The sequence below is a fragment of the Cellvibrio sp. genome, assembly GCF_053579595.1.
The window spans coordinates 1-9147 of the sequence record NZ_JBRFPI010000173.1 but is presented as its reverse complement, the minus strand read 5'-3'; the positions used below and the strand labels follow the sequence as shown (position 1 = coordinate 9147).

The 9147-nt window shown below is 46.9% G+C and carries 7 protein-coding genes and 2 pseudogenes; all 9 read left to right on the top strand.

What is annotated here, in order from left to right:
- Positions 1–516 (top strand): annotated as a pseudogene (locus ACWA6V_RS11870) (iron transporter); the annotation flags it as partial.
- Between the two features lie 56 nt (positions 517–572).
- The gene (locus tag ACWA6V_RS11865; RefSeq protein WP_449522685.1) at positions 573–1442 is read left to right on the top strand and encodes a MipA/OmpV family protein; all 870 of its coding nucleotides are present in this window, start codon (positions 573–575) and stop codon (positions 1440–1442) included.
- Positions 1443–1456: 14 nt separating this feature from the next.
- Positions 1457–1894 carry a DUF3019 domain-containing protein gene (locus ACWA6V_RS11860; RefSeq protein WP_449522684.1) on the top strand — a complete coding sequence of 146 codons (438 nt, stop codon included), beginning with the start codon at positions 1457–1459 and terminating at the stop codon, positions 1892–1894.
- Between the two features lie 2 nt (positions 1895–1896).
- The gene (locus ACWA6V_RS11855) at positions 1897–2625 is read left to right on the top strand and encodes a response regulator (protein WP_449522683.1); all 729 of its coding nucleotides are present in this window, start codon (positions 1897–1899) and stop codon (positions 2623–2625) included.
- Positions 2626–2627: 2 nt separating this feature from the next.
- On the top strand, positions 2628–3896 hold the full coding sequence (locus ACWA6V_RS11850; protein ID WP_449522682.1) for an ATP-binding protein: 1269 nt from the start codon (positions 2628–2630) through the stop codon (positions 3894–3896).
- A 233-nt stretch (positions 3897–4129) separates the two neighbouring features.
- On the top strand, positions 4130–6385 hold the full coding sequence (locus tag ACWA6V_RS11845) for a PDC sensor domain-containing protein (RefSeq protein WP_449522681.1): 2256 nt from the start codon (positions 4130–4132) through the stop codon (positions 6383–6385).
- A 4-nt stretch (positions 6386–6389) separates the two neighbouring features.
- Positions 6390–7379 (top strand): hypothetical protein, encoded by a 990-nt coding sequence (locus tag ACWA6V_RS11840; RefSeq protein WP_449522680.1) that lies wholly within the window; start codon positions 6390–6392, stop codon positions 7377–7379.
- A gap of 293 nt (positions 7380–7672) precedes the next feature.
- Complete coding sequence (locus ACWA6V_RS11835; RefSeq protein ID WP_449522679.1) at positions 7673–8539, top strand: PEP-CTERM sorting domain-containing protein; 867 nt, start codon at positions 7673–7675, stop codon at positions 8537–8539.
- 150 nt (positions 8540–8689) lie between these two features.
- Positions 8690–9147, top strand: a pseudogene (locus tag ACWA6V_RS11830) (hypothetical protein); the annotation flags it as partial.

The following is a 9147-nucleotide window of genomic DNA, read 5'->3' as shown; positions in this document are numbered from 1 at the left end:
GTGGATTTATTTATCAACAAAGGTTTAACCGAACGCTGGTACGGTTGGCTGGCAATTAGCGCCTCGCGCAGTACGCGCACTAATAAACTCACCGGGATCGAACGCGACTATTATCTGGACACGCCATTGGTGGTGAACTGGGTAATGAATTACCAAATGAGCGATGTATGGACAGTCGGCACACGTTTGACCGCGCAATCAGGTCGCGCTATTACCCCTATTATTGGCATTCAGCCCAATCCCTGGTTTGAAAATCGCATACTGCCGGTGTACGGCGAACCCTATTCAGAAAACTTACCGGTCTATGCGCGTCTGGATCTGCGTTTCAAGCGCGAAATGACACTTTGGGGTTACTCAGGTACTTACAATATTGATATCCTCAACGCCCTTAATCGGCGCAATGTCACTGACCGCAACCTGGATTACAAACGCACCCAATCGCCACAGGACGTTAAGTTGGAAGATGAAGTGGGCATGGGGATTATTCCGGCAGTGGGCATGTCGCTTACGTTTTAGATTCTATGTTTTAAATTCTGTTTTTAATCTTTTTGAGTACAGGTTGTTAAATAGTTATGTGGATCAGGTTGCGCAGATTTGTTATCGGCAGTGTGGCGGTGATTGCAAGCCATGCGATTACTTGTGTTGCGGGCGATCTCTCCAGCGATGTGCGGAAAGGTGCATCTGGTCCTGACTCTGGCAACGGTGGTTATGTTGAGGTGGGGGCTGGCCTTAACACTTATACCAGCCCCATCGTGGGGTTGCCGGAAGGCAATAAAAAAGGTGAAGTGCACACCGAGATTTTTTTAGATATCAATGCGCGCTACCAATACAACGGTTGGTTTATGGAATTGTTTTCGCAAAGCCTCGAACAATTCACCATGGGCTACAATTTTTTCAATGGTAGCAATGCGTATAAGAATGATGGTAATTGGGCGCTGGATTGGGTCGCGCTCGCTGAGCACGATGAAATGAGTGCAGATGAAAGTAACGATTATCGCGGCTTAAAAACCCGGCGCGGTGATTTTATGTCAGGCCCGCGCGCGACGGTTTATCTCGATAATTATATTGTGCAGTTGCATGCGCTTACTGATATTAGCCGCACCCATTACGGCGAGCTGTACTCGTTAAAGCTTGCGCGTCACTGGCAGTATCGCAACTGGAATTTTCACGGCATTGTCGGCGCGACCTATCGCTCGCGCGAAATTGCCGATTATTATTATTCCATCGATGCGAGCGAGGCATCGGAAAAATATCCTGAATACAATGCGCCCGCGGGCATGTCATATGTGACCGAATTGGGCGCAACTTATCCGCTCAGCGAAAAGTGGGTGTTTCGCGGTTTTATCCGGCGCATTGATCTGGACAGAAATGCCAATGACAGCCCGCTGATTCTGGATGATCGTAGTGAAATGATCGCCACTGCGATCAGCTACGTGTTTTAGTGACGGAGTTGCAAATGGATAATTGTGCAATTCGCCCACGCCCACCTGCACTGCGTTTTTGTTTTCGTGTGTGCCTGATGATTTTGTTATTGCTGTCTAACCGACTATGGGCTGCTGACCCTGCGCCTGCGCAAAAAGCGCAATTGCAATCCAAACCCAACCGTTGCGTCGCCTTGCACCAGGGGCAGGTTTGCTATCAGGATGTAGTGCTGTCCTGGCAGGTTGATCAAGCGAGTGAATACTGCCTCTATCAACAACACGCAGAACAGCCACTCCATTGCTGGCAATCCGTATCTTCGGGGCAGTATAGCTACGCATTTGCTAGCGACACTTCAGTGAAATTGCAGCTGGTGAATGTGCAAACTAAAACCCTGGTGGCAGAAACTCTGGTGGAAGTGGCTTGGGTTTACAAAGCCAATACCCGCCGCAAAACCCATTGGCGACTTTTTTAATTATGAATACAGAAGCCCAAACTCAAACTCAGGCCAGTATTTTATTAGTGGAAGATGACGCCTCTTTGGCTGAATGGATACTGCAGTATTTGCGTGGACATAATTACCAGTTGCAGCACATAGACCGCGGTGACCAGGTGCTGGCCAGTGTTAAACAACAGCCGCCGGAATTAATTATTCTGGATGTGATGCTGCCCTACAAAAATGGTTTTGATCTCTGCCGCGAATTGCGCGCGTTTTATTTTGGGCCGATTTTAATGCTCACTGCGTGCGGTGAAGAAACGGATGAAATTCTCGGTTTGGAATTGGGTGCTAACGATTATTTAACCAAACCGGTGCGGCCGCGGGTATTACTCGCACGCATTAAAGCCTTGCTGCGGCGCGATCCGGTCGAGCCAGTGGAACCTGTTGCACAGGATGGGCAATTGCAGTTTGGGCAATTAAAAATCCTGCGCGATGCCAAAAGTGTTTTTTATCGCAACGAATTGATTCCGGTCACTGCCAATGAATTTGACGTGCTCTGGTTGTTGGCAAGCCAGGCTGGGCAGGTGATTCGTCGCGAGGCTCTGGTGACCCAATTGCGCGGTATTGAATACGATGGTTTTGATCGCTCAATTGATATTCGCATATCGCGCCTGCGCAAAAAATTATTCGACAATACCGAGCAACCCTTTCGCATCAAAACCATTTGGGCGAAGGGATATTTATTTTCACCCGAGGCCTGGGAATAATTGTGCAACGTTTAACCCTTTCGCTTTTGTTAGTGGTGCTCACGGCGGTGGTCGGTTTGGGCTGGGGTATTGATCGCTGGTACAGCGCGCAATTTGCGGAAGTGGAAGATCCCGAACTCAGCGCCTACAAAAATCTGGGACGCGAATTAGCGCAGCTGATTGATACCGGTGTGCAGACTAACCAATGGTTGACCGCTTCGCATTTGCAGCCGCAGCTTACTGCGTATAGCGATTTCCCCCTGCCGGACGATGTAAAAAAACAATTTGAAATCGGCGAGCCGCTGCTGCTGGAAACGGGCGATCAGCTTACGTTGCATTTCTATCTCAACAATCAACAGCAGGTTTTGTCGTTCTCATTGCCGGATGAATTGCATCAGGAAAATAACAATGCACTGCGCTGGTTGTTGACGCTGCTGTTTTACGGCGGTGTTATTGCAATGGTGTTGATCTGGTTGTACCCCTTGTTACGCCGTCTGGCGCTCTTGCGCAAATCGGCGCAGGCCTTTGGCTCGGGCGATTTGCAGGTACGCATCGCCGCCGACAAACATTCTTATATCCAAACTATCGAGCAAGATTTTAATCGCATGGCGCAGCGCATTGAGCAGTTGGTCGCTGACAATAAATTATTGTCGCGCGGCCTCTCGCATGATCTGCGCACCCCGCTTGCGCGGTTGCGCTTTGGTCTTGATGTGTTGGAAGAGGCCGATTTAACGCTTGAACAGCAACAAAATCTCGCGCATTTAAATCGCGATCTGGTAGCGATGGAATCCCTGGTGGAAGCATTGTTGAATTATGCGCGTCTGGAGCAGGCAACTATTAGCTTCACCGCGCAGCCAATCCTGCTCGCACAATTTGTGACGCAATTGTGCGAGGATTTTTATCGCGCGCAGGTGGAGTTATTTATCGCCGTATCTGCGCAGAGTGCATATATACGAGGTGAGCCAGAATATCTCGCCATGTTGGTGCACAACCTGGTGCAAAATGCGCTGCGCTATGGCCGTGGGCGCGTGCAGCTCAGTGTGCTGCTGGTGGATGGCCAATTGCAATTGCAAGTCGCCGACAACGGCTCCGGCATTCCCCCCGCCGAGCGCGAAAAAGTGCTCAAGCCTTTTTATCGCAGCCAGGGCAGCCATCACCAGGGGCGCGGTCATGGTCTGGGGTTGGCGATTGTGGAGCGCATTGCCCAGTGGCATGGGGCAGAGTTGTCCTTGACCGAATCGGCAGAATTGGGTGGCCTGAATGTCAGTGTCATTTTTGCCGGTGAACAATAAACTTTTCGGATCTACGTAACTATTTTCATCATTAGCACCATTATGGTGCTGTCTCCGCTACCTTATTACTGCCTGTAAAAATTCCGAGCGTGTAATCGCGAGTAATAAGGATTCATGCTAAATTGCACCGCACAAACAGCCCCCCCCCACAGATAAAGAATTACGCCTGCAGTGCGGACGCAGCCCCCATACAGTATCAATACAAGCTCAATACAATAATAGGTTAGATGAATATGGAAAAATTCGAAACGCGTCAGTTTACTGCTCGTTACAACACCATAATGCTTTATACCTTTCTGGCAGTGTTATTAGTCTCTGCGTTGCTTATTAGCATTCAGGCAATTAGCGAGGCAAAATTTAAAAATAGTCAGCTAGTCGAACAATTCAAGACCGAATCGGTTGCGATTGATAATTTGATCGTGCGCGTCACCGTTCTGCTCGACTTAATGCAAAACAATGCGCAGGATTTTTTGCTCAATCCGCGTCTTACCTCCAGCCTTTATTTTAACGGCTTGGCACCCACCGGCCCCGCTGAATATGGGTTGGATAATATTCCTCTGCCATTCTCAACTCAGGACGCTGGTAATTTAACCGGCCAAGGTGAATTGAGTGCATTGCCTATCGGCTTAAAAAATGAAATTGAAATGGCATTCAATCTGAATAGCGATTTTAAATCCACCCTGAACAGTGTTCCCAACGCAGCATGGGTGTATTACACCTCTAAGAATAGATTTATTAATATTTACCCTTGGGTTCCATCTTCGGACTTTAAGTTCACCGAAAGATTATTTAACAAAGAGTTTTATACGCTCGGCGTACCTGAAGTAAATCCTGAAAAAGCAATTTTTTGGACATCGGTTTATCTCGATGAAGCTGGCAAAGGCGTGATGGTGACGGCTGCCAAGCCGGTGTATAACGGCAGCGAATTTTTGGGAACCGTAGCGATAGATTTTACGCTGGAAGAGTTGGGTAATTACGTTAGGGTATTTCGCCCGGAGTTGGGCGAATTATCCATTATCAATGCTACTGGCCAACTACTTGCCCATACCCGATTACCCCTGACGGAAACCTCAGTGTTTAAAGATGCAATACCCGAAGGAGTTAATATTGATGCGGTTTCGCCTTCTTGCACTGATCTGAAATTGGTTCAGCTCAATCAAGGTTATCAAGTTATTTGTTTCCAACTGAAAAACGCGCCCTGGAAGCTCGTTTATATTGAGAAAAATCAATCGCTGATGAGCCTGGTTTTTTCATCTAAGGGTACTGTATTTGTTTTCCTGTTAGCTGCTCTGGGCGTGTTGTTGTATTCGATTAAAAAAATTACGTTTCGCGAATTTATCTATCCAGCTGAATCCCTGGTGCGCCATATTTCATTGCAGGGTGTGGATGAGCAGGCAAAAAGTGCCACTGTGCCATCGGCTTGGGTGCCCTGGTTTATTAAAATTAGTGAGACTTTCCAACAAAACCGTAACCTGATTAGTGAGATCAAACAAAAAAATGCCGAGCTAACCGATCTCAATATTTCGCTTGAGCGCTATATGCCCAAATTTGTTTTGCTGGTCAGTGTGGAGCAGGGCTGCGGTGCCACCACGTTGGGTAGTTATTTTGCTGGCAGTTTGGCGAAAAATCACGGCGATAAAAAGACTGTGTACATGGAGTACCCAGCACTGTCTGACATAAGCAATGAATTTGGTTATGAACAGAGTGACCGTATCCTCAAGCATGCTAATGGTTTTGATATCTGGAATGATTTTGATTTGGGTGAAGTGCCTGAGGGCGCAGAGTCATCATTACTGATGACCCAAATACTCAATCAATACGCAAACATAGTTTTGCACGCAGTGGTTAAGGGCGATATTGACCGGTTTATCGATACTTACCTGGAGCCATTATTTCGCTATAACAAGGCTATTGTGGTGATGGTGCCGAATAGTGAAAACGCGAGTGAGAAAACAGCTGCCGTAGTCAAAAGTATTCAGCGGCATGTTCGCCAGGATCAGACAACGATCTACACGATTCTTAATCGGGCAGCGGATAATCTTAATCTTGATGTGAAGGTGAATTTTGATGTTCCCTTTATTCCTGATTTACCTGCAGTGACGCGCAGTGCATTTCATATACCAGAGCCAGCCTTCAAGGTAATTACCGAAATTGTTGAGCGTATTGAACGCGTGCATCAAATCTGTATATTTATTCCCACGACAATCAATATCGATCAGCCATTTGATTCATCGATTTACGTCAACAGAACCATGGTGTTTTTGGGTGAAAAATTTGGTGGTGCTACTTCATCGCAGGCGCGTGGCGTTTGGAATAGCGATGATTCTGGTATCGTCAGCGAAGTCGTTCACTTGGTGGTCTCCTACACCACTGAAGATGACCTCAACCGGTTTGCCAATGAAGTGATTGAATTTATAAAATTACTGAAAGATGAGTTGCAGCAGGAAGCCATGGCGCTCGAAATCAATAAAAAAATGATCCTGGTATAAGTCTATGCAGAAAGTTAGCCGATTATTGTTTTTACCCTTTATTTTTTTGCTCGCGCTCAGTGCGAAGGCGGAAGAGGTTAAGTATGCGAATGATAAGCGCATTGAAATTCCGGTCGGGATTTACATCACCTCTTTATATGACCTGGATATCCCTGCAAAGAAATTTACGGTGTCAGCCTGGATTTGGTCAACCTATGATCCGGCATTGATGCCGGAAGACTATAAATTTCACAATAAAATTGAAATTACCAATGCGCGCACCTGGTCGATTATTGAGAACGAAAATTTCTCCATCAACAACAGCGACGGCACCGTGCATACCATGACCAAGTTTACCGCCGAAATAAATCAGGATTGGGATGTAAAATACTTTCCATTCGATAAACAAGAGGTGGCTATTCATATCGAAAGTATTGAACTGGATTCAAAGCAAATTGTATTTGTGCCCGATACAACCAACAGTATGGTGGGCGATGAATTGACCTTAACCGGTTGGAATATCTTGCCCATTGAGATCCGCGCTTTTGATTACAAGTATCCCACCACCTTTGGTATCCAAAGCGGTGCAAAGGGTATCTACCCGCGCATGTCATTTGTGGTTCCGATTGAGCGCTATGGCCACCGGATTTTCTGGACGTATTTTTTGGGTTTTTTTGTTTCTTACATCATCATTTGCATTTTGTATTTCTTTAGCGGTGAGCTGATTGAAAGCCGGGTGGGCTTGATCATGACTGCCTTGTTTGCCTGCGTGGGTAATAAATACACCGTGGATTTATTACTGCCCTCCAACGATGTGTTTACCCTGTCGGACCTGATACAGGTGGCCTCGTTTGTCATTGTTGGTGTTGGCCTACTGAGCAGTGTGATGCTGGTGGTGCTGATGAAAAAAGGAATGGAGGCGCTTGCGCAAAAAATCGATATTGTCATCACCTGGCTGGTTACATTGGGTTACCCCGCCGTTATGGTTTACGGTGTTTCCAAGGCTTTGCAATAAAAAGGCTCTCAGCTAACGCTCTCGTCCAGGCAGCCATCGGGTGTTGGCTGCCATGCGTCTGATTACCCCGTATCTTGCTGCCAAAAGCCAGTGTCGAGACTATTTACACACTTGAACTGGTAGGAGTAACGAGTGTGACCTAAATCACTGTTTTTGCTCAATCTTCCCAAAATGGTGCAAAAATTGCTGATTTAAACGTCGCCGTAATGGCCACTACTTATTAAAACAAAATCTCTTACATACAAATATTATAAATACGGCATGAGACCTGACAATCAACCAAAGGTAATCATGTGATTAAACAACTTTTTAAATCAGCGGTGATGGCGTGTGCATTAACGTCGAGCGCTGTGTTTGCACTGCCAGTGGATTTGGGCAATGCAGGCAACTACACCCTTCTGGCAACAGGCACGAATGTGCATTACGGCATTCAGGATATGGGTAGCCTGGTGCTGGGGTCCGAAGCTTATATTTATGGCAACGTCGGTGCCCGTGACCAACTGAATATGGCGCACGGTGCGATTGTGTATGGCGATGCGGATTATGGTTCGCTGGTCCAACAGCCGGGTTCATCGATTGCAGGCGATGCCAATGCGCAGGCTTCTGCTGCATTTTGGAATGCGCTCTATGCGGATGTTAAATCTGCTTCAGTTGCGGCCAAAAATTTCTCTGGCATCAGCAAGGGATACATCAATTCCAGCCAAACCTTTAACACCCAGGGCGATTTATCGGTATTCAATATTCTCGGTTTGAGTTTGAGTGCTGGCAGTAAATTGACGTTGAGTGGGGACACGGATGATATGTTTATTGTCAACGTTGACTACTTCGGTTTTTACTTGGGCGGTGGTGCAGAGATTGCGCTGGTGGGTGGCCTGAAAGCAGAGAACGTATTGTTCAACATGCACGGTGCTTACAACGCGGGTCACGTCAATGTAGCGGCAGGCACCATGAAAGGCACTTACATCGCGCCGGATGCCTATATGCAATTGGGTGATGGTCTGGATCTGGATGGCGTGCGCTTTTTGGGCGCGGGCATTTCAGGAAATTTGCAAACCGTGCATGGCTTTACCCCACCACTCATCAGTGTTTCAGAGCCATCTGCGCTATTATTGCTAGGTTTTGGTTTGATCGGATTAGGTGTGATGCGTCGTCGTAAATAAAACGAATGTATGCACACAGGGTGTTCGCAGTGCTAAAAACCCGGAACTGGTTTCCGGGTTTTTTTATGGGCGCTATAAAATCCGCTATCATCCACTCGACTAATGATACTTTTGTCCCTTTGCTGAACAACGACGGAGCGTTTGAATAATATGAATACTGCTTATATAAAAAAATCTGGCGCTATAGTTCTACTGATGTGTTCCCTGCTCTTGGCTGCGTGTAACCAAACACGCCAAGCAACGTCAGTAGCTTCGCACCCTATTGCCCGCGCACCCCAGGCATGGCTTGAACAAGCTTATGCCGCGCAGCGCGCCCAACAAATCACTCATGTCGATTACGAGCTGGCATTTACACTGGATGAAACTAATACCTTCTTCAGTGGTAAATCGATTATTCATTTTGAATTGGTCGATAACAATAAAACCCCCGTTACTGTCGATTTTAATAGCGGCACTATCAAATCCGTGCGTTTGAATGGGGAAGCTATTGAATGGCGCTACGAGCAATGGTTTATCGAGTTTGCACCGGAATTATTCCGAGCCGGAAAGAACACGCTGGAAATTGAATACCAGCGAGATTCGGTGACTGAAAAATTCGTATTGATTGC